The following is a 20,214-nucleotide window of genomic DNA, read 5'->3' on the forward strand; positions in this document are numbered from 1 at the left end:
GGAAGGAGCAGAACGTATGTGGGACGGGTGGATGCAGTTCGCCATCGCTGTACTGGTGGGCCTCGCGGTCGCCGCTGTGATCGCGGTGGTCGCTCATGTCGCGCTGCGCATCGCGGCGCGACGGCAGCGTTGGCCCGAAGTGCTCAGTCGTCGTTCCCGTGCCCCGTTCCGGTCGCTGCTCGTCGCCATCGCCCTCTGGGCGGCGGTGCAGACGTCGTTCCCGGACGAGCTGTGGCGGTCGGTCCTCGGCCAGGTCCTGACGATCGCGATCATCGCCGCGAGCGCCTGGCTGCTCGCTTCCCTCGTGCTCGCCGTCACCGATGTCGCGCTCGGCCGGTACCGCATCGATGTGCCCGACAACCGCGTCGCCCGCCGCATCCGCACGCAGATGCTGATCGTCCGCCGCCTCGCGGTCGCGATCATCATCGTGATCGGCATCGGTGCGGTGCTGCTGACCTTCGACTCGGTGCGCGCCGTCGGAGCGAGCGTCCTGGCCTCTGCGGGTATCGCCTCGGTGGTCGCCGGACTCGCCGCCCAGTCGGTGCTCGCCAACGTCTTCGCGGGATTGCAGATCGTCTTCAGCGACGCGCTGCGTGTCGATGACGTCGTCGTCGCCGACGGCGAGTGGGGTCGCGTCGGCGAGATCACCCTCAGCTACGTCGTGCTCGACCTCTGGGACGACCGGCGTCTGGTCCTCCCCTGCACCTACTTCACCACGACCCCGTTCGAGAACTGGACTCGGCGCGGCTCGGAGCTGCTGGGCGCCGTCGAGATGGACCTCGATTGGAACGTCTCGCCCACCGCGATGCGCGCCCATCTGCACGATGTGCTCGAGAAGACCGACCTCTGGGACCGCCGGACATCGGTGCTGCAGGTGACGGATGCCGTTGCCGGCTATGTGCGCGTGCGCATCCTGGTCACCGCGAAGGATGCCCCCACGCTGTTCGACCTGCGCTGTCTCGTGCGCGAGGCGATGGTGATGTGGGTGCAGCGCACCATGCCGCAGGCCGTCCCGGTGCAGCGCATCGTCATGTCGGATGCCGCGACCCCGGGCCACGGCGACGACCACGCCATCACGCACGACCCCACGCCGACCAACGACGGGCTGTTCACCGGGAGCGCCGAGGCGGAGCGACGGGCGAGCACGTTCACCAACGCGATCCCGGTGATCGTGACAGGCGACCTCGCCGAGCGCGATCGGCGCGACTGACGCGCTCGTCCGCGCCGCCGCGTGCGGTGGAGCCTCGGCTCAGACCTCGAAGTCGACCGAGATGCGGCTCGCGACGACGCCGCGGACGAAGGCGGCGACCTCCTGGTGAGCCGGGTGCACCTGATACTCCTCGAGTCCGGCGACATCATCGAAGTCGGCGACCAGTGCCACGTCGCCGTTGACCTCGGCGTAGGCAGCGTTCGGTCCGATGCTCAGTGAGCGGATCGAGGGGACGACACCCACGAGGGCCTGGATGCGGCGCGACACCTCGGCGGCGTGCTCGGCCCGGGTCGCGGCGTCCTCAGCGGCGAGCTTCCAGGCGACGACGTGGCGGATGGTCATGCGGGCTCCTCGGTCGGGGTCTTCTCGGTCAGCGCGGTGCGCAGCCGGTCGGCGGACACGCGCCAGTGCGCGTGGAGGCGATCGTCGATCAGCACGACGGGGATCTTCTGCCACCATTGCTCGAAAAGCGACGGGTCATCGAAGATCGATCGCTCCACGACATCGACCTCGGTGCCGGCGGGCAGGTCGGCCACGACGGTGTCGACGATCTCGCGGGCGACATCGCAGAGGTGGCAGCCGGGCTTGGAGATGAGGGTGAGGGTGGGCATCGGACGCGAAGCGGTGTCAGCGCTCGAGCTCGAAGCCGCGTGCGGCCCACTCGCCCGTACCGCCGGTGACGTTCGTGGCGTCGTAGCCGCGGGCCTCGAGCGCCGCGACCACCTGGGCCGACCGTCCGCCGGCCTGGCAAATTACGTCGAAGGCGCCGTCGGGCAGCTCGTCGATGCGTTCACCGAGCTGCGACATCGGAATGCTGATCGCGCCGGGCACGCGCCCCGCGGCGTACTCGTGGTCTTCGCGCACGTCGATGAGGGGGATGTCGCGGCCCGCATGGAGCTCGTCGATGGTGATGGATTTCATGCTCATTCCTCCACGTTCAGCCTAGGCCGCACCGCACAGCACCGTGGCGGCGGCACCCGGAAAGCACGAAGCGCCCCTCGGCCGGAGCCGAATGGGGCGCTCAGTGACGTCGCCGCGACTTACTTCTTGTTGCGGCGCTGGTGGCGAGTCTTGCGAAGCAGCTTGCGGTGCTTCTTCTTCGCCATGCGCTTGCGGCGCTTCTTGATGACAGAACCCACGGAAAACCTCACTATGTCAGGGTCTGGACGCATCTCGTATGCGTCCGGGAACAGGCACCTCGCGAAAAATGCCTCGGATCAGTCTAGCCGACGTCGGCGATCGGCCGTTGCACGGCGTCGCGCACCGCAGATTCGGGTACGCGGTAGCTGCGGCCGAAGCGCACAGCGGGCAGCTCGCCGGAGTGAACGAGGCGATACACCGTCATCTTCGACACCCGCATGATCTCCGCCACCTCCGCCACAGTGAGGAAGCGCACATCGGGCAGCTCGGCCATCGTCATCCCTTTCCCCCGGATGCGAACACTCTAGGGGCGAGGCGCGACGCGTGTAAACCGAAGTGACGCCTGTTGCTTCCGGGGCGCGGGATGTGCCGGGGTCAGCGCGCGGAACGCTTGCCGAACACGCTCGTGACGGCGTGCTTCGCGGATGCCGCAGCCCGCCCGACCAGCTCGGCCGCGGCGACCGCCTGCTCGGGGAGCGCGGGGACGGGCTCGGCGTCGTAAGCCTCCGAGGAGAGGAACGGCACGAGCCAGTCGTCGACGACGTCGAGCGGCTCGGGCGACAGGCTGTAGTAGCGGTGCTGCCCTTCCTCGCGCACGGTCACGAGCTCGGCCCCCCGCAGCACCTTGAGGTGCTTGGAGATCGTCGGCTGGCTCACGCCGAGCTCGTTCACGATCTGCGAGACGCTCGTCCCGGAGGAGCGCGGATCGGAGTCCCGATCGAGCAAGAGCCGCAGGATGTCCCGACGGGTGCCGTCGGCGATCACGTCGAAGATGTCCGCCATGCATTCAGGTTAGTCGGCGCGCGCGCCCGAGTACCATGACATCGGCACCGACCTACTGCGGAGCCGGGAGCAACAGCTGCGATCGTGGGGAGGAACACGCATGGCGGACAGGTCCGTCGGCGCGATCGTCCTCACCCGTCTCGGCGGCTTCGGACGCAGTGCCTGGGACGCCGGTCGCGACCTGGCGACCGCCTCGCCCTCACGCTTCGCGGTGCTGATCTTCTCGACGCTGATCCTCGTCTTCACGACGCTGTTCTCCCTGCCCGCGGCATCCGCATCGGGCCGGGCTACACCCTTCGCCGATGCGCTCTTCACCGCGGTGTCGACGATCTGCGTCGCGGGCTTGGCCACCGTCGACATGGCCACGCACTGGTCGCCGTTCGGCCACATCCTCATCTACATCGGCGTCAACGTCGGTGCCCTCGGCGTGCTGACACTCGCGTCGATCCTGGGGCTCGTCATCTCCAAGCGCCTCGGCCTGCGTGCGAAGCTCATCGCCGCCGGCGACAGCAATCCGATGCGCGCACACGGCGGTCCGGTCAACGAAGGTCAGGCCGTCCGCCTCGGCGAGGTCGGCTTGCTGCTGCGCACCGTCGCGCTGTCGACGCTCGTCATCGAGGCGGGGCTCGCCGTCCTGCTGTACCCGTCGCTGCTGCTCGGCGGCGTCGATCCCCTCACCGCCCTGTGGGAGGCCCCGTACTACGCGGCCATGGCCTTCACCAACACCGGCTTCTCACCCAACGCGGAGGGGCTGCAGCCGTTCGCGCAGGACTACGTGATGCTCACCGTGCTGATGGTCGGCGTGTTCCTCGGGTCGATCGGCTTCCCCGTGATCTTCACGCTCTGGCGGCACCAGTGGCATGTGCGCGCGTGGTCGCTGCACGCGAAGCTCACGATCATCACCACGGTCATCCTGTTCTTCACCGGCGCCGGAGTCTTCCTGCTCCTCGAGTACGACAATCCCGCGACCTTCGGGTCGATGGAGGCGTGGGACACGACCTTCCAGGCCTTCTTCATCTCAGCGATGACCCGGTCGGGCGGCTTCTCGATCATCGACATCGGCGAGATGCACGGTTCGTCCCTCATCGTCGGATCGATGCTCATGTTCGTCGGCGGCGGATCTGCCTCCACCGCCGGCGGCATCAAGGTCACCACCCTCGCGGTGCTCGCCCTCGCCGTGTGGTCGGAGGCGAAGGGACGTCCGTCGGTGCAGGTGTTCGGCCGCCGCATCCCCAGCGACGTCCAACGCGTGGCACTCTCGGTCGTCGCGTGGAGCGCCACGATCGTCGCGATCGGCACCGTGACCATCGCGCAGATCACGAAGGCTCCCGTCGACGAGGTGCTCTTCGACGTCATCTCCGGGTTCGCGACCGTGGGGCTGTCGACAGGCCTGACGGCCGAACTCCCCGAGCCCGCGGTGTACGTCATGGCCCTCGTCATGTTCATGGGACGCGTTGGTACAGTGACACTCGCCGCAGCGGTGGCCGCGGCATCCCGTTCGCAGTTGTACGCCCTGCCCGTTGAAAGGCCGATCGTTGGTTGAGCAGATCCGAAGCGACGCTCCCGTGCTGGTCATCGGGCTGGGGCGTTTCGGCGCCGCCTGCGCGGGCGAGCTCGACCGCCTCGACCGCGAGGTTCTCGCGATCGACGACAACCTCGAACTCGTGCAGAAGTGGTCGGAGCGCGTCACGCACGCCGTGCAGACCGACGCCCGCAACCTCGACGCGCTCAAGCAGATCGGCGCACAGGACTTCCAGGTCGCCGTCGTCGCCGTCGGCTCGTCGATCGAAGCGTCCGTGCTCATCACCGCGAATCTCGTCGACCTGAAGGTCCCCCAGATCTGGGCGAAGGCCGTCTCGCAGTCGCACGGCAAGATCCTCGCCCGCGTGGGCGCCAACCACGTCGTGTACCCCGAGCGCGAGGCCGGCGAGCGCGTGGCCCACCTCGTCAGCGGGCGCATGCTCGACTTCATCCGCTTCGACGACGACTTCGTCCTGGCGAAGATGTACCCCCCGAAGTTCATCCGCGGCGTCGGTCTCAACGAGTCGGGAGTGCGCACGAAGTACCGTGTCACCGTCGTCGGCGTGAAGAGCCCCGGCAAGCCCTTCCGCTACGCGGAGGCCAATACCGTCGTCACCAACCACGACCTCATCATCGTCTCGGGGACGAACTCCGACATCGAGCGCTTCGCCTCACTCGACCGCTGACCTGCCCCGCGCTGCTGCGCGCTGCCCCCGCCTCGAGGTCCCAGTTGGGCCGGGTAAACGGACGGCATACCCGGCCCAAGTGGGACCTCGGATGACGTTGCGTCGGGGTCAGGAGCCGGCGGCGAGCTCGCGCGCGCGGGCGAGCGCGGCGTCGGTCGCCCGCGCGAAGACGTCGTCGAGCCGAGCCTCCTGCAGCACGGCGATCGCCCGCTCGGTCGTGCCCTTGGGGCTCGTGACGCGGCGGCGCAGCTCGGCCGGGTCCTCGCCCGAAGCGTCGAGCAGAGCGGCCGCGCCGATGAAGGTCTGCTCGGCCATGACGCGAGCCTCGGCCTCGGCGAATCCCTTGCCGACGGCAGCCCGGGTGAGCTCCTCGATCAGCAGGAAGACGTAGGCGGGCCCCGAACCCGAGATCGTCGAGAGCGCATCGATCTGCTCCTCGGGCACCTCGACGACGACTCCGCATGTCTCGAACAGGGCGCGCACCGTCGCCCGGTGGTCATCGGATGCCGCAGGCCCGGCCGCGAGCCCCGTGACGGCCTTGCCGACGACGGCGGGGGTGTTGGGCATCGAGCGGATCACGGCGACGTCGGGCCCGAGGATGCCGGCGAAGGTCTCGATCGTGACCCCGGCGGCGAGACTCACCACGACCGCGCCGGGGCGCAGCACCGGGGCGATCTCGCGCAGCAGATCGGGCACCATCGCGGGCTTCACACCGATCAGCACGACGTCGGCCGCAGCCGCGGCATCCGTGTTCCCCTTGGGAGTGTCGGCGAGCGCGATGCTCGTGACCCCCGCGAGGTCGGCGAGGGCGGCGGCCTTCTCGGCGGTGCGGTTGGTGACGGTCACTCCCCCGGCCGCGGCACCCGAGGCCACCAGGCCCGACAGCACGGCACCCCCCATCGAACCGGCTCCGAGGATGGCGATCGGGGGCAGGGCGACGACGTCGGACATGCCGTCATCTTAAGTCCGGTCGTTTCCCAGCAGAGCGCACGGCTGCGAGGTAGAGTCGGAACGTCCGCGGGCGCGGAGGCGCTCGCCGCGCAGAGCAGAGCGAAGGATCCCGCCATGCCCCTCTTCGACGGCATCACGCCACGCATCATCGAGACGTCGCGCCTGGCGGTGAGCATCCTCGAACGCGGCGCAGACGACCCCGAGACTCCGGCCGACCGCACGCTCGTGCTGTTGCACGACGCTCCCGGGTCGAGTCTCTTCTGGCAGGAGATCATCGAGGATCTGCCGAGCGACGTCCGCCCGATCGCGATCGACCTCCGCGGCTTCGGCGAGACCGAGCGACTGCCCGTCGACGCGACCCGCGGTGTGCGCGACTTCTCCGATGACGTGCGGGCGACTCTCGACGCACTGGGCCTCGATGCCGTCCATTTCGTCGGCTGGGGCCTGGGCGCCGCCGTCGCCATGCAGTACGCGCTCGATCACCCCGTGCTCTCGCTCAGTCTGCTCTCGCCCGTGTCGCCATACGGCTTCGGCGGTACGCGACTCGACGGCACGCGCCTGACGGACGATGACGCGGGATGCGGCGGCGGAGCCGTCAGCCCCACGCTCGTCGACCGACTCACGGCACGCGACGCGGGCGACGACGAGGGCACCGCCCGATCGTTCTTCCGCACGTCGTTCGTCTCGCCCGACTACGAGTCCGACAACGAGGACACGTGGGTCGAGGCGATGCTCACGACGTCGACCGCCGAAGGCAACTACCCCGGCGACAGCGTGCCGAGCGACAACTGGCCGGGCTTCGCGGCGGGCCGGCTCGGCGTGCAGAACGCCCTCGCACCGGCACACTTCGACGTCTCGTCCATCGTCGACCTGGCCGCCGGATACGATGCGCCCCCGATCCTGTGGATGCGCGGCGGTGCCGATGTCATCGTCGCCGACGGGTCGTTCGCCGAGAGCGGTCATCTCGGCGAGATCGGCGCGATCCCGGGTTGGCCGGGCGTGGAGACGGCACCGGCGCAACAGATGGTCGCGCAGACCCGCAACGTGCTCGAGCGGTACCGCGAGGCGGGCGGACAGGTGACCGAGGTGGTCATCGAAGGCGTCGGGCACGCCGTGCATCTCGAGCGCCCGGGCAAGGTCCGCACCGCGATCCTCTCGACGATCGGCTACCTCGGCACCCCGATCTCACCGGCTCCCCCGACCGAGGCGATCATCCTCAGCTCCTGGGACTGACCGGCCGGGCGGCTCACCGCTGCTGCGCGAAGAACATGCGCAGCAGCGCGGACGACTCGGCGGAGCGCACGCCCGCCACGACCTCGGCTCTCACGGGAAGTCGGCGGTCGCGCACGAGGTCGTACTGCGATCCGGCGGCGCCCGCCTTGTCGTCCCATGCACCGAAGACGAGCCGCGAGACGTGGGCCTGCAGCATGGCGCCCGCGCACATGGCGCACGGCTCGAGCGTGACCGTCAGAGTGCACCCCGCCAAGTTCCACGACCCGATCGCGGCGGCCGCGGCGCGAAGCGCGACCACCTCGGCATGAGCGGTCGGGTCACCGGTCGCCTCGCGGAGGTTGCGGCCCTCGCCGAGCACTGCACCCGAGGCATCCGTCACGACCGCTCCGACGGGGATGTCACCCGCCGCCGCCGCGGCCTCCGCGAGCTCGAGGGCGCGCGTCATGCTGCGGATGTCGCCAGCGGATGCCGTCAGGGTCACGGCACCAGCGTAGAGCCGAGAAGACGCGAGCCGTCCGCGTAGGATCATCACATGCGTGTTCACGTCGCCGACCACCCGCTCATCACCCACAAGCTCTCGGTCCTGCGCGACAAGAACACCACCTCGCCGGTGTTCCGTCAGCTCACCGAAGAGCTCGTGACGCTGCTCGCGTACGAGGCCACCCGCAACGTCCGCACGGAGCAGGTCGAGATCGAGACCCCGGTCACCCGCACGACGGGCCTCGCGATCGCCAAGCCCCGCCCCCTCGTCGTGCCGATCCTGCGCGCGGGACTCGGGATGCTCGAGGGCATGACCAAGCTCCTCCCCACCGCCGAGGTGGGGTTCCTGGGGATGGCCCGCAATGAGGTGACGTTCGAGCCGACCACGTACGCCGAGCGTCTTCCCGACGACCTCAGCGACCGTCAGTGCTTCGTGCTCGACCCGATGCTCGCCACCGGAGGCTCACTGGGCGCGGCGATCGACTTCATCTTCCAGCGCGGGGCACAGGACGTCACGGCCATCTGCATCCTGGGGGCGCCCGAGGGCCTCGCCGCGATCGAGAAGCAGGTCGGCGACCGCGATGTGACCCTCGTCCTGGGCTCGCTCGACGAGCGTCTCGACGAGCGCGGCTACATCGTGCCGGGCCTCGGCGACGCCGGCGACCGTCTCTACGGCACCGTCGACTGACCCGCGACCCGCGACCCGCGACCCGCGACCCGCGCATCGAGCGCACCTGCGCCGATGGAGCGCAGTTCGAACCGCGCCCGTCGCTGACAACTGCGCCCCATATGCGGAGCGCGCGCCTCAGACCGCCCCGACGAGACGGGCGAAGGCGCTCATCCGTGCAACGCCCTCGGGGGTGCGGGGCAGGTCGTCGAGGATGCCGGTGCCGTAGACGACGTATGCGGTGTGCTGCGCGCGCGAAACGGCCACGTTGAGGCGGTTCTGCAGCAGCAGGAACTCCAGCCCCCGAGGCGCGTCTCGACCTGAGGATGCCGCGAGCGACACGATCGCGACCGCCGCCTCCTGGCCCTGGAACCGATCGACCGTGCCCACCGGCACGTCGTCCAAGCCCGCCGCGGCGAGCGCTTCTTCTACGAGCACCTGCTGCGCGTTGTACGGCGTGACCACGATGATGTCGCGCTGCGCGAGCGGACGAGGCTCGAGCGCCGGGTCGGGCAGCCACGCACGGTCGAGGAGATCCGAGATCAGCCCCACGACGACCTCGGCCTCTTCGGGCGAGGCCGTGGCATTGCGCCGGTGGGCGACGGGCACGGGCATGACCCCGGGCGCGACGCCCGCGAGCACCCGGCCGGCCGTGGATGCGTGCGCGGCGAGTCGACCGTCGTAGGCGAGCACGGAAACCGGTTCGGCGACCTCGGGCCGCATGCGACGGGTCTCGGCCAGGAAATAGCCGCGATCGCTCGGGATGACGTGGGCGCCGTCCATGATCCAGCCGAGGGCCGAGGTGTCGACCGGCTCGGGATGCGTGCCCTGGCTGACCTGCGGCAGCTGTTGCGGATCGCCCAGCAGCAGAAGCCGGGAGGCCGCGACCGAGACGGCGATCGTCGAGGCGAGGGAGAACTGGCCCGCCTCGTCGATGACGAGGAGATCGAGACTGCCGCGCGGGATGCGGCCGGCGTGCGTGAGGTCCCAGGCCGTGCCGCCGACGACGTATCCGTCCGGACGCCCCGCGGTGAAGTCGGCGACGCCGTTCTTCGGGATGACCGTGAAGGCCTCGTCACCGGTGGGTTCGCCCTTGACCGCCTTCGCGATCTTCTCGCGCGGCACCCCCGCGGCGGCGATGCGATCGAGCATGTTCTCGACGACGGCGTGCGACTGCGCCACGACGCCGACGCGGAATCCGCGTTCGGCCACGAGACGTGTGACGACATGAGATCCCACATAGGTCTTACCCGTTCCGGGAGGGCCCTGTACCGCGAGGTAGCTGCGGTCGAGATCGAGGATCGCGCTCGAGATGTCGGCGACCGCGTCCCCGCCCCCACTCGGCAGCGAGCCGGACAGCGTCCGCGGCGGGCGTCGCAGCAGAAGATCGGTCGCGGGATCGGCCGGCAGGTCGGGCGTCGCGGCGATCACCTCGTCTGCCCACGCGTCGATCGCCGCCTGCTGGCTGCCCGCAGGCGGCGGGGCTGCCGGGGTGAGCGCGATCGGCAGCTCGGACCACATGTACGCGCCCGCGGCGAGCTCCTCGACGATCGCGCCGTCATCGAGCACCTCGATGACCCGCACCCGCCGGTCGGCGTGGATGAAGCGGGGCCGCGGTTCCGTCGGGAACGGCGCGGGCGCCTCGTAGATCGCGAACGGCGACGAATCGACGCTCAATCGTGTGCCCGGTGCGACCTCGCCGCGCAGTTCGAGGACGCGCCGGTCGGTGCGAGCCCCCTCGGGCCGATGCCAGTCTTCGAGCACCCGGCTGCGCTCGGACGCCACGGCGACGACGTCGCGGGTGTCCTCCCACATCGAGAGCGGTTCGCGCAGGCGGAGGAAGTGGGTGGCCCAGAACGACTTCGCCTCACGGGGGTAGTAGTCGATCGCAGCCGCCCCGAGCCGCAGCGCGACGGCTGACGGGGCGTCGGCACCCGCGGGGTCGTCCGCGGCCGCGGCATCCGCGAGTCGCGACAGCGCGGTTGCGCGCGGCGACGGCTCGTAAGCGCGCTCTTCGGGCTCGACATCCGCGGATGGCCGCAACTGCGCCTCCCGCGCCCGGTCGACGAGCCAATCGCGCAGCCGCCGTGTCGAGACGCAGTCGTAGCGGTTGTAATCAGCCAGATCCGCGAGGATCGCCGCGGCGGCGTCGGCATCACCCGCCTCGGCGAGTGCCCGCGCCTCGACGTACCGGACGATCGAATCGTCGCCCTTCTGGACGTCGCTCGTGCGGACTTCGGACCCCATGTAGAGCGGCTCGAGCTTCTTGATCGAGTACGAGCGCGACCCCACCCGCAGCGCGCGGCGGACGATCGGATACAGGTCGACGAAGACCCCGTCGCGCAGCAGCCGGTCGACCTCGGCCTCACCCACGCCGTACCGCGCAGCCATCGCGAGAAGATGCGTCGGCTCGTACGGTGCGTAGTGGTAGATGTGCATCGCCGGGTGCGCGGCACGCTGCACGGCGACGAACTCGAGGAAGGTCTGGAACGCCGCCCGCTCCTCGTCGAAGGTGTGAGCCCAGAGTGCGGAGTACTGCTCGCGGAGATCGACCCAGCCGAACAGGTAGTCGATGCCCCATTGCCGAGCCGCCCCCTCGGTGTAGAGCGGGTCGCCCTCGAAGTCGAAGAAGAGATCGCCGAGGTCGGGCCGCGGAAGCGCGCCGAGCGCCTTCGGGAAGACCACCTCGTAGGTGGGGACGGGGGCCCCGTCTGCCGCCGGCTCGCCCGCGCCGACGCCGCCCGCGGGGCTCTCGAGCTGCAGCCGAGCCTGGGTGCGGAGGCCCGCGAACGTGTCCCACGACATCCGGGCGGGCGCCTCGCGCGCCGCGGCGAGCTCGTCGATCGTCGTGACTCCGGCCGCCCGCAGGCGCTCGCGCTGGATCGGTCGCATGCCCGCGACGAGCAGGAGATCGCGCGCGGCGACGACCTCGAGGTCGCAGGTCGCACACCGTCCGCAGGCCGCGACCCGCAGATCACCGCGATCGTCGCCCCACGCGATGGGTTCGCCCGCGGCGCCCGCGGCCACGTCACGGTCGGCGATGAGCGAGCGCAGACGCTCGCGCCGCAGGACGAACACCGGTGCGATGTCGGCGCGCTCGTGGCGCGACGTCGTGCCGTCGCCCAGCAGCAGCTCGACGTGACCGGCGACGGCCGCGCCCTGGCGGTCGAGCTGGACGGCATAGGCCTCGAGCTGCATCAGCGCGGTGACGCGCGCGTGGCGTGCGAGCTTCGTGTCTTGCACGACCCACCGGCCGTCGTCGTCGCGTAAGAGGAAGTCGGCGAACCCGACGAAGTCGGTGTCGGAGAACGCCGCCTGGTAGATCACCCGCGCATCCGAGGCGAGGGCGTCACGAGTGAGCGCGACGGCACGCGCCAGGCCCGCGGCATCCGACGAGCGCGTCTCGGGGATCTCGGCGACACGATCTCCGAACTCGGCACGGTACGCGGCGAGCTGACGTTCCTCGTGGCGATCGCCGAGACGGCCCGCCCGCTCGAGCGTCGGATCGTCGGGCTCGTCGACGGCGGAGACGCGTCCGAGCTTGGCGTCGATCGCTCGCAGCCAGGCGAACTCGCACTCGGCCGCCGCCTTGAGGTCGCTCGCGCTCCAGACGATCCGGCCTTCGTCCTCGATGTATCGCATGATCCCCTCCCGTTCAATGACCCTAACCGCGGGGTGCGACACCGCCGACGCCGGTGCCAGACTGAGGAGGGTGAACGAGTCGCTCCCCTTCGCCAGCGTGTACGCCCACGGGTTCGCGCGGGTCGCCGCCTGCACCATCCCGGTCGCCATCGCCGACCCGGCGGCCAACGCCGAGGCCGTCCTCGCCGAGGCGCGCGCCTGCGACGCCGACGCGGTCGCTGTCGCGGTGTTCCCCGAGCTGTGCATCACCGGCTACGCGATCGACGACCTCGTGATGCAGGACGCGGTGCTGGATGCCGTCGACGCGGCCATCGAGCGCATCGTCGACGCATCCGTCGATCTCATGCCGGTGCTCGTGATCGGAGCTCCCCTCCGTCACCGCAGCCGCCTGTACAACTGCGCCGTGGTCATCCACCGAGGCGAGATCCTCGGCGTCGCCCCCAAGGCCCACCTGCCCACCTACCGCGAGTTCTACGAGCGCCGCTGGTACGCGGCGGGCGAGGAGTGGGACGGCGAGGGCATCCGCATCGGCTCGCACGAGACCGTGTTCGGGACGAACCTGCTGTTCGACGTCCGCGACGTGCCCGGGCTCGTGCTGCACGCCGAGGTGTGCGAGGACATGTGGGTGCCGGTTCCGCCGTCGTCGCGCGCCGCGCTGGCAGGTGCCACGGTCCTCGTGAACCTGTCGGGCTCGCCCATCACGATCGGACGAGCAGATGATCGCCGCACGCTCGTGCAGTCGCAGTCGCTGCGGTGCCTCGCCGTCTACGCCTACGCGGCGGCAGGTCTCGGCGAGTCGACCAACGACGTCTCCTGGGACGGCCAGACCATGATCTACGAGGGCGGCTCGCTCCTCGCCGAGACGGAGCGCTTTCCCGACGGGGCGCGGCGCAGCATCGCCGACGTCGATCTCGACCGCGTGCGTCAGGACCGTTACCGGCAGGGAACCTTCGACGACAACCGCCGCACGACCTCGACCGACTTCCTCACCGTCGAGACGTTCCTGCACCCGCCCACCGAAGACATCGGGCTGCGGCGCACGCTCGATCGGTTCCCCTTCGTCCCGGATGACCCGGCACGCCTCGACCAGGACTGTTACGAGGCGTTCAACATCCAGGTGTCCGGCCTCGAGCAGCGGATGCGGGCGATCGGCGGCCCTCGTCCCGTGATCGGGGTGTCGGGCGGGCTCGACTCGACCCACGCACTGCTCGTCGTCGCCCGCGCGATGGACCGTATGGGGCGCCCGCGCAGCGACATCCTCGCGTACACGATGCCCGGGTTCGCCACGAGCGACCACACGAAGTCGAACGCCGTGGCACTCGCCGAAGCAATCGGCGCGACGATCGAGACCATCGACATCCGCCCCGCCGCGAACGAACTCCTGCGCGGCATCGGGCACCCCTATGCCTCCGGCGAGCCCGTGTACGACGTCACCTTCGAGAACGTCCAGGCCGGGGTGCGGACCGACTTCCTGTTCCGACTCGCGAACCGTCTGAACGGCATCGTCATCGGCACCTCCGATCTCTCGGAGCTCGCCCTCGGCTGGGCCACCTACGGGGTCGGCGACCACATGAGCCACTACGCGGTCAACGTCGGCGTGCCCAAGACGCTCATGCAGCACCTCATCCGATGGGTCATCGCGCACCGGGAGGGCACGGGCACCGATCTGACCGATGAAGCGGTCGCCGTGCTGCAGTCGGTCCTCGACACCGAGATCAGCCCCGAGCTCGTGCCCGCGGGCGAAGACGGCAAGGTGCAGTCCACGGAGTCGACGATCGGCCCCTACGCCCTGCACGACTTCGCGCTGCACCACGTCCTGCGCTACGGCTTCCGCCCGTCGAAGATCGCCTTCCTCGCTCAGCACGCCTGGTCGGATGCCGACGCCGGTGACTGGCCGGTGGGATTCCCCCGCGACAGCCGCTACGCGTACGACCTGGCCGAGATCGCCCACTGGCTGCAGGTGTTCATCAAGCGGTTCTTCGGCTTCGCGCAGTTCAAGCGCAGCGCGATCCCCAACGGACCCAAGGTCGCCGCGGCCGGCTCACTGTCGCCGCGCGGCGATTGGCGCGCGCCGTCTGACGGCAATCCCGAAGCGTGGCTCGCGGAGCTCCGCCGGGCGCTCCCCGATCTCGTGGACTGACTCTCTCAGGCTGTCGGCAGCGTGCCGTAGGCGAGTGTGATGAGCCACCCGTCGCGCGAGATGTCGACGAGGGTGTACTTCATATTGCGGTCGGGGATCCAGCCGCGGTGGCGTCCCGGATCGAGCCGCACCTGCTCCGGCGCCACCCGCACACCGCGACCGTCTGCCTCGAGCACCGCTTGAACGTGCACCCAATGGTCGACGAGGTCGAGCGTGTCGGCCCCGGAGAACAGCCGGGAATGCTTGCGCATGCGGGCGAGGTCGGCGGGCTCCGGGTGTCCGTCGCGGATGTCGATGCCCACCGGCAGCCCCGGGTCGCTGACCGCGACGACCGTCGCCGCACGATAGCTGGCCGTCGTGATCGCCAGCGGCACCTCGACGCCGTCGCGTGAGGCGACGAGGCGCGTGTGGTAGCCGAAGCCGCGCGGCGCCTCGCGCTCGATGCGGACATCCTTCTCGTCGCAGCCGAGGGCCTGCGCGACGAGTTCGCGCGCGATCATCCGCCGACGGTGGTGCACCGTGATCGCCGGGTCCCAGCCGAGCCGGGCCGTGATCCCCGTGGGGGTGTCGAGAAGTACCGTCTGCATGCCGTCGCTCCCGCCTGTGGATGGTCTGACCTCAGCTCGAGTCTAGCGATCGCCCCTGGCGGCACCAGGGTGCGTCACCGGGTCAATCCCCGTGCCGCACCGCCGCGACTCCCGTTGAGGCGACCTCGCCTAGGCTGGCGGGATGAGCCTCGACAACGGCGACGACAAACGGCCGTCCTCCGCCCGCATCGCGATCTGGGTGGTGGTGGGCGGCATCGGTGCCTACCTGCTGATCTCCGGCATCCTCGGCATCATCGCTCGAGGCGGTGCCTGAGCGTGCGGCGGCTTCTGGTGGTCGCGCACCGCGACGAGCTGGTGGGCTTCCCCGCCGACATTCCGGGGTTCGACATCCTGCTCACCGGCCCGGGCAAACTGCTCGCCGCGCATGAGCTCACCCGTGCGCTCGATCGCACCGCGTACGACGAGATCGTCGTCGTGGGAACCGCGGGAGCCGTGGCGGGCGCGGTCGGACCGGGCATCTACGAGGTCGGCGACGCCGTCCAGCACGATGTGTTCGATCTGGCCGGGGTACGCGGCCGTCACCTCTCGATGCCCGACCGCGTCGAGGCGGGCGGCGAAGGCGTGCGCATCGCGACGGGAGACGTCTTCGTCGACGACGCCGAGGCGGTCGCGCTCATCCAGTCGCTCGGCGCCCAGCTGGTCGACATGGAGACCTACGTCTACATCTGGGTCGCCCAGCGCTTCGACATCCCCATCCGGGTGCTCAAGGCGGTGTCGGACGATGCCCAGGACGGCGCGACCACCGGTTGGGACGAGGCCGTAGCCGCGTGCAGCCGGGCCCTCTACGAACGCATCCGCGCCGACTACGGAGTCTGATCGCCGCTGCGGGCGAAAAGCCGGCGCAGCAGCAGGAAGACGACGAGCGCGACGACAGCGACGAGCCCGAGCTTGACCGCGAAGACGGCCAGGCGCAGCACGACGTCGACGATCACCCACGCGACGAAGATCGCGGCGATCACTCCGACGACGGTCCAGAAAGTCCTCACCCGCTCAGCCTAGTCGCGCTCGCTGAGCGCCTCCTGCCGGATGACGCTCGGCCCTTCACGAGTGGACTCGACGACGATCTGCGCGGCGAGCTGCTCTTTCATGCCTTCGACATGGCTGATGACGCCGACGGTGCGTCCGCCCGCGCGCAACTCGTCGAGGGTGCGCATCGCGAGCTCGAGGGTTTCGGGGTCGAGTGACCCGAAGCCCTCGTCGACGAACAGCGTGTCGAGACGGATGCCCCCGGCGCGCCCGGTCACGACCTCGGCGAGGCCGAGCGCGAGGGCGAGAGAGGCGAGGAAGGTCTCGCCTCCCGACAACGACTGCGGCGATCTGAGGCGCCCCGTGTGCGCGTCGAGAACCTCGAGCCCGAGGCCCGAAGCCGCGCCGCGCGCCTGGAGCGCGTCACTGTGATGGAGGGTGTACCGCCCCGACGACATGTCGCGCAGGCGCAGGTTGGCTGCCGCGACGATCTCTTCGAGCTCTGCCGCGAGCACGAACGTCTCGAGATCCATCTTCCGGGTGTTCGGCGCGCGGCCCGCGACCGTGTCGGCCAGGCGGGTCACGGCCGCCGTCCGCTCGGCGAGACCGGCGACGGCGACGAACGCGTCATCGATGCGCACGAGGAGCTCACGCATCCTCTCGGCGGCGTTGACGGCGTCGCGATGCGCGGCGATCGCGGCGCTGCGCGCGAGATCCCCGGCGGCGACCGCCTGCGCGGACGCGTCGAGGTCCGGCCGCTCGTCGGGGAGTCCCGCGGCGGTGAGCTCGAGCTCGAGCAGACGCGCGCGGGTGGCCGCGACATCCGCGGCGTGCTCGGCGACGCGCCGGGTGATGGCGGTGCGCTCGGATTCGGGAAGCAGCGCCTCGCGGACGTCGTCGACGTCGGCGAAGATCGATGCCTCGATGCGCCTCGCTCGGTCGCGTGCCGCGTCCGCCGCCGTCGCTTCGCCGTGGGCGAGCGCGGTGCGGCTCTCGAGGACGGCACGGGCGAGATCGCGGCGTTCGACCGTCGACGCGATGCGCTCCGCGACCGTCGCGAACGCACCGCGAGCATCGGCGACCTCGGTCTCGAGGCGCGTCAGGGTCGTTCCCGCCACGGCGAGGCGCTCGCGCGCGTCGGCCAGGGCGGCGGTGAGGCGGGATCGTTCTTCTGTCGCCTCGGCATCGAGGCGGTCGAGCACGTCACGCTGTTCGACGAGCGAGGCGACCCGCTCAGCGGCCAGCTCGGCTCCAGCCAGCTCCTCTCGGGCACCGGCGAGCGAGGTCGCGAGCTCGTCGCCGCCACGTCCACCGGCGCGCGCCGCCGCCGCGGCGTGCTCAGCGCGCAGGCGGGCGGTGTTCTCCCCTGTCTCGCGCGCCTCGGCCGCAGCGGCATCCCGCTCCGCCTCGGCGGCCGCCAGGTCGTCGTCGGTGACTCCGTCGGCGACCCGGGGGGCGGGATGCGGGTGCTCGAGCGATCCGCAGACCGGGCAGGCCGACCCGTCGGAGAGCTCGGCGGCGAGGTCGCCCGCACGGTCGGCCACCCGTCGGCGCAGCAGCTCGGTGACCGCGGCAGCGGCAGCCTCCGCCGCGCCGCTCGCGTGCAGGTAGGCCTCCTCGGCGGCGCCGAGCTCGGCAGCCAGGCGGTCGGCTTCGCCGGCGGCCTCGACCTGCGCCGCGAGATCGGCGACGCGGACGCGCACCTCGTCGCTTCGCGCAGCCTCGAGGGTCGCCGCCGCGAGGTCGGTCGTGAGCCGTTCGCGCTCTGCCGGCAGAAGCGCATGCTGCTCATCGAGAAGACCCGCTTGCTCCTCCAGCAGTGCGATCTCGGCGATGGTCGCGTCTCGCGCGTCGACGGCGGCCGTCAGCTCGTGCTCACGTGCGAGCGCATCGGTCCACCGCGCGATGTCTCCCGTGAGCGTCTCGACGACCGCGGCGACGTCGTCATCGGCGTTGCCGCCCGCCTCGGTCCAGCGCTCGGCAGCCCGGTCGGCCGCGGCGCGGGCCTCCCCCGCCGCCTCCTCGGACCGGTCTGCCTGCTCGAGCGTCGCACGCAGCGCCTCAGCCGCGCGCGCACGCTCGACTCTGCGTTCGATCGTGGCGACCTCGTCGGCGATCGCGTCGAGGTCGGCCAGACGTCGACGCGCCGCGGCGAGCTCGTCGAGCACTCGCACCTGCTCGACGAGTTCGGCGTGCGTCGCGGAGAGGTGAGCGTGGCGCGACTCCGCTTGCTGGCGGAGCTCTTCGGCCTGCTCCACGCGATAGTCGGCGCGACGGCGGGCACGCTCGATGAGATCTCGTCGAGCGGCGAGGTCGGGTGACGCCGGCACCGTCTCGTCGGTCGGGCTCTCGTCGGCGTCCGAGGCGGCCTGCCGCGCCATCGCCGCCTCGGCGAGATCGAGCAGCGTGCGCACCTGGTCACCGGCGGCGTCGAGCTCGCGCTGCGCGGCGCGGCGGCGGTTCTCGAGATCGTCCTTGTACTGCTCGAACCGCTTCGTCCCGAACAGGGTGCGCAGCAGCTGCTGGCGTTCGTCGTTGCGTGCCAGGAGGAACCGCGAGAACTTGTTCTGCGCCAGCAGGATGACCTGCTGGAACTGCTGGGCATTCAGCCCGAGCACCTCGTCGAGCAGGAGGGCGACCTCACGCGGCTTCGCAGCCCGTCCGATCCACTCGCCGTCCACGCGCTGCTCGAGCTCGGCGCGGGCGACCTCGGTGGTGAGCTTGTCACCCCGCTTCGCGGGACGCTCGTACTCCGGCGCCCGCGTCACACGCCAGCGCTCCCCGCCGACGGTGAACTCCAGACGCACCTCCGTCGGGTCGCCCAAGAAGCTGTGGTCACTGCGAAGGCGCCGCTCGCCGTTTTCGTAGCGCGGCACGGATCCGTAGAGCGCGAAGCTCACGCCGTCGAGGATGCTCGACTTGCCCGCACCGGTCCGCCCCGAGATGAGGAACACGCCGTCGCGGTCGAAGGCGTCGAAGTCGACGGTCTGCTTCTCGCGGAACGGGCCGAATCCGGTCAACTCGAGGCGATGGAGCTTCACGCCATCGCCTCGACGCGGACCCGCTCGTCGAGGACATCGGCGAGCAGCTCGCGCTCACGCTCGTCGGCGCCGACACCCTCACGCACGTGCACGAGGAACGCCTCGACGAGCTCGGCATCGCTGCGCGCGGCGCGCACGCGGTCGACGTAGGTGCGCGCATCGCGAGGCGCGATGTCGGCGGGCGCGTGCACGACCTTCGCGCAGAACGGGAACCGCTCCTGCAGGCGGCGCATGGGATCACGCTCGGGCAGGGTGTCGGTGTACTCGACGCAGATCCACGCATCGGCATACCGTTCGTGCGCAGGATCGGCGAGCACCTCGGCGAGCGGCCCGCGCAAGGTGACGACGGGGCGCGGGATCGGCAGCTCGAGCCAACGGGCGTCGACGAAGCCGTCGGCGTCGAGCTCGACCAGCCACGAGCCGCGGGGCTTGTCGCCCTCGCCGAAGCTGTAGTGCAGCGGCGCGCCGGCGTACCGCACGGCGGGGGCGAGCTGCTGGCGGCCGTGGATGTGGCCCAGAGCCATGTAGTCGACTCCGGCGAACGCGGCGAGCGGCACCACGTCGAGCCCGCCCTGCTGGATGTCGCGTTCGAGATGCGGTGTCGGCTCGACCCCCGCGGCGAAGCAGTGGGCGATCGCGACCGAGCGACCGCCGCGTGCCGCGAGATCGTCGCGCACGAGCCCCATCGCGCGGTCGATGACGGCCGCCTGCGAACGGGCTTCGGGCCAGAGGTGGCGAAGAAGGGCCGGTTCGAGATACGGGATGCCGTAGAAGTGCACGGGCCCGTCGGCATCCTCGACGGTGATGGGCGTGCCCACCGCGGCCGGGTCGGTCAGAACGTGGATGCCCTCGCGCAGCAGCCCCGCCTGGAAGCCGAGGCGGGCGGCCGAATCATGGTTGCCGCTGGTGACGATGACGCGCGCTCCGGCGTCGGCGATACCCCGCAGCGTGTCGGAGAGAAGGGCGTAGCAAGCGGCCGCCGGCGCGGCTGAGTCGAACACGTCGCCTGCGACCACGACGACGTCGACCTCGTGTTCGCGGACCTGCTCGGTGAGCCTCTCGAGCACGCCCCGCAGCGCGTCGAGCGTCGAATGACCGTGGAAGGTCCGCCCGATATGCCAGTCGGAGGTGTGGAGGATCCGCATG

General features: G+C 70.6%; 21 protein-coding genes. 8 read left to right on the forward strand and 13 right to left on the reverse strand.

Annotated features, from left to right (window positions below; genetic code table 11):
- The first annotated feature begins 16 nt into the window (after window positions 1-16).
- Window positions 17-1,210 (forward strand): mechanosensitive ion channel family protein, encoded by a 1,194-nt coding sequence (locus tag ACU6RU_RS01555; protein ID WP_289330986.1) that lies wholly within the window; start codon window positions 17-19, stop codon window positions 1,208-1,210.
- A gap of 39 nt (window positions 1,211-1,249) precedes the next feature.
- Here ACU6RU_RS01555 and ACU6RU_RS01560 read toward each other — a convergent pair whose 3' ends face one another.
- The 6 genes from ACU6RU_RS01560 to ACU6RU_RS01585 all read right to left on the reverse strand — a co-directional run bounded on the left by ACU6RU_RS01560 (window position 1,250) and on the right by ACU6RU_RS01585 (window position 3,133).
- A complete protein-coding gene (locus ACU6RU_RS01560) occupies window positions 1,250-1,552 on the reverse strand; it encodes a Dabb family protein (protein ID WP_120263330.1) in 303 nt (100 codons plus the stop codon).
- Window positions 1,549-1,821 (reverse strand): glutaredoxin family protein, encoded by a 273-nt coding sequence (locus tag ACU6RU_RS01565; RefSeq protein ID WP_446725727.1) that lies wholly within the window; start codon window positions 1,819-1,821, stop codon window positions 1,549-1,551. Before ACU6RU_RS01565 ends, ACU6RU_RS01560 begins: the two co-directional genes overlap by 4 nt.
- A gap of 16 nt (window positions 1,822-1,837) precedes the next feature.
- On the reverse strand, window positions 1,838-2,131 hold the full coding sequence (locus tag ACU6RU_RS01570; RefSeq protein WP_446725728.1) for a rhodanese-like domain-containing protein: 294 nt from the start codon (window positions 2,129-2,131) through the stop codon (window positions 1,838-1,840).
- Between the two features lie 119 nt (window positions 2,132-2,250).
- On the reverse strand, window positions 2,251-2,349 hold the full coding sequence (locus ACU6RU_RS01575; protein WP_003792170.1) for a 30S ribosomal protein bS22: 99 nt from the start codon (window positions 2,347-2,349) through the stop codon (window positions 2,251-2,253).
- Between the two features lie 83 nt (window positions 2,350-2,432).
- Window positions 2,433-2,624, reverse strand: coding sequence for a helix-turn-helix domain-containing protein (locus tag ACU6RU_RS01580; protein WP_094262527.1), 192 nt, complete (start codon window positions 2,622-2,624; stop codon window positions 2,433-2,435).
- A gap of 101 nt (window positions 2,625-2,725) precedes the next feature.
- Window positions 2,726-3,133 (reverse strand): ArsR/SmtB family transcription factor, encoded by a 408-nt coding sequence (locus ACU6RU_RS01585; protein WP_120263333.1) that lies wholly within the window; start codon window positions 3,131-3,133, stop codon window positions 2,726-2,728.
- Between the two features lie 100 nt (window positions 3,134-3,233).
- Between ACU6RU_RS01585 and ACU6RU_RS01590 the strand changes: the two genes are divergently transcribed.
- Window positions 3,234-4,676, forward strand: a complete 1,443-nt coding sequence (locus ACU6RU_RS01590; RefSeq protein ID WP_120263334.1) for a TrkH family potassium uptake protein — start codon at window positions 3,234-3,236, stop codon at window positions 4,674-4,676.
- The gene (locus ACU6RU_RS01595; RefSeq protein WP_023952231.1) at window positions 4,669-5,340 is read left to right on the forward strand and encodes a potassium channel family protein; all 672 of its coding nucleotides are present in this window, start codon (window positions 4,669-4,671) and stop codon (window positions 5,338-5,340) included. The genes ACU6RU_RS01590 and ACU6RU_RS01595 overlap by 8 nt, the downstream gene beginning before the upstream one ends.
- Window positions 5,341-5,448: 108 nt before the next feature.
- Here the strand turns inward: ACU6RU_RS01595 and proC are convergent, their stop codons facing one another.
- Entirely contained in the window at window positions 5,449-6,291 is an 843-nt protein-coding gene (gene proC / locus ACU6RU_RS01600) for a pyrroline-5-carboxylate reductase (protein WP_446725729.1), read from the reverse strand.
- A 114-nt stretch (window positions 6,292-6,405) separates the two neighbouring features.
- On the opposite strand from proC, the gene ACU6RU_RS01605 reads away from it, so the two are divergent.
- A complete protein-coding gene (locus tag ACU6RU_RS01605) occupies window positions 6,406-7,524 on the forward strand; it encodes an alpha/beta fold hydrolase (RefSeq protein WP_120263336.1) in 1,119 nt (372 codons plus the stop codon).
- A 13-nt stretch (window positions 7,525-7,537) separates the two neighbouring features.
- Here ACU6RU_RS01605 and ACU6RU_RS01610 read toward each other — a convergent pair whose 3' ends face one another.
- On the reverse strand, window positions 7,538-7,969 hold the full coding sequence (locus tag ACU6RU_RS01610) for a nucleoside deaminase (protein WP_446725987.1): 432 nt from the start codon (window positions 7,967-7,969) through the stop codon (window positions 7,538-7,540).
- Window positions 7,970-8,056: 87 nt separating this feature from the next.
- On the opposite strand from ACU6RU_RS01610, the gene upp reads away from it, so the two are divergent.
- The gene (gene upp, locus ACU6RU_RS01615) at window positions 8,057-8,692 is read left to right on the forward strand and encodes a uracil phosphoribosyltransferase (RefSeq protein WP_120263337.1); all 636 of its coding nucleotides are present in this window, start codon (window positions 8,057-8,059) and stop codon (window positions 8,690-8,692) included.
- A 117-nt stretch (window positions 8,693-8,809) separates the two neighbouring features.
- Here upp and ACU6RU_RS01620 read toward each other — a convergent pair whose 3' ends face one another.
- Entirely contained in the window at window positions 8,810-12,313 is a 3,504-nt protein-coding gene (locus ACU6RU_RS01620) for a TM0106 family RecB-like putative nuclease (RefSeq protein WP_446725730.1), read from the reverse strand.
- A gap of 70 nt (window positions 12,314-12,383) precedes the next feature.
- Between ACU6RU_RS01620 and ACU6RU_RS01625 the strand changes: the two genes are divergently transcribed.
- Window positions 12,384-14,453 carry an NAD(+) synthase gene (locus tag ACU6RU_RS01625; protein ID WP_120263339.1) on the forward strand — a complete coding sequence of 690 codons (2,070 nt, stop codon included), beginning with the start codon at window positions 12,384-12,386 and terminating at the stop codon, window positions 14,451-14,453.
- Window positions 14,454-14,458: 5 nt separating this feature from the next.
- Here the strand turns inward: ACU6RU_RS01625 and ACU6RU_RS01630 are convergent, their stop codons facing one another.
- On the reverse strand, window positions 14,459-15,040 hold the full coding sequence (locus ACU6RU_RS01630; RefSeq protein WP_120263340.1) for a hypothetical protein: 582 nt from the start codon (window positions 15,038-15,040) through the stop codon (window positions 14,459-14,461).
- A gap of 142 nt (window positions 15,041-15,182) precedes the next feature.
- On the opposite strand from ACU6RU_RS01630, the gene ACU6RU_RS01635 reads away from it, so the two are divergent.
- Together ACU6RU_RS01635 and ACU6RU_RS01640 are read left to right on the forward strand one after the other, a co-directional pair.
- Window positions 15,183-15,314, forward strand: coding sequence for a hypothetical protein (locus ACU6RU_RS01635; RefSeq protein ID WP_258524632.1), 132 nt, complete (start codon window positions 15,183-15,185; stop codon window positions 15,312-15,314).
- A 2-nt stretch (window positions 15,315-15,316) separates the two neighbouring features.
- A complete protein-coding gene (locus ACU6RU_RS01640) occupies window positions 15,317-15,877 on the forward strand; it encodes a phosphorylase family protein (protein WP_120263341.1) in 561 nt (186 codons plus the stop codon).
- Here ACU6RU_RS01640 and ACU6RU_RS01645 read toward each other — a convergent pair.
- Genes ACU6RU_RS01645 through ACU6RU_RS01655 form a run of 3 tightly spaced genes read right to left on the reverse strand, consistent with a single transcriptional unit; the run spans window position 15,865 to window position 20,213 of the window.
- Window positions 15,865-16,047, reverse strand: coding sequence for a hypothetical protein (locus ACU6RU_RS01645; RefSeq protein WP_120263342.1), 183 nt, complete (start codon window positions 16,045-16,047; stop codon window positions 15,865-15,867). The genes ACU6RU_RS01640 and ACU6RU_RS01645 overlap by 13 nt on opposite strands.
- A 9-nt stretch (window positions 16,048-16,056) precedes the next feature.
- The gene (locus tag ACU6RU_RS01650; protein WP_289330979.1) at window positions 16,057-19,068 is read right to left on the reverse strand and encodes an AAA family ATPase; all 3,012 of its coding nucleotides are present in this window, start codon (window positions 19,066-19,068) and stop codon (window positions 16,057-16,059) included.
- Window positions 19,065-20,213, reverse strand: a complete 1,149-nt coding sequence (locus ACU6RU_RS01655) for an exonuclease SbcCD subunit D (RefSeq protein WP_446725731.1) — start codon at window positions 20,211-20,213, stop codon at window positions 19,065-19,067. Before ACU6RU_RS01655 ends, ACU6RU_RS01650 begins: the two co-directional genes overlap by 4 nt.
- Between the last annotated feature and the right edge of the window lies 1 nt (window position 20,214).

It is taken from the genome of Microbacterium sp. F1-18 (assembly GCF_052921305.1).